General features: G+C 62.6%; 1 protein-coding gene. It reads right to left on the bottom strand.

What is annotated here, in order from left to right; genetic code table 11:
* The coding region (locus tag AAEZ05_RS30110) for a PDC sensor domain-containing protein (protein ID WP_502947821.1) at positions 1–238 on the bottom strand (238 nt) is incomplete at both ends.

The raw sequence follows: 238 nt of genomic DNA, 5'->3' as shown, positions 1-238 counted from the left end.
ACCTTCACCACCAGCACGCCGATGATCGTATCGCCGTCACGTACCGCGGCAGCGAAGAAGTAGCCGCGCTTGGCCGAGGTGGTGCCCAGGCCGAAGAAGCGCCCCAGGCGCCCGGCCATGGCCTCGCTGAAATACGGACGGAAGGAGAAGTTGCGCCCGACAAAGCTGTCTTGTTTGTCCCAGTTGGACGCGGCGAGGGTCTTGCCGGTGGTGTCCATCAAATACATCACCTCTACCC

It is taken from the genome of Pseudomonas sp. HY13-MNA-CIBAN-0226 (assembly GCF_040310305.1).
GTDB classification, from domain to species: Bacteria; Pseudomonadota; Gammaproteobacteria; order Pseudomonadales; family Pseudomonadaceae; genus Aquipseudomonas; species Aquipseudomonas gregormendelii.
This window is presented reverse-complemented; position numbering and strand designations above follow the sequence as displayed.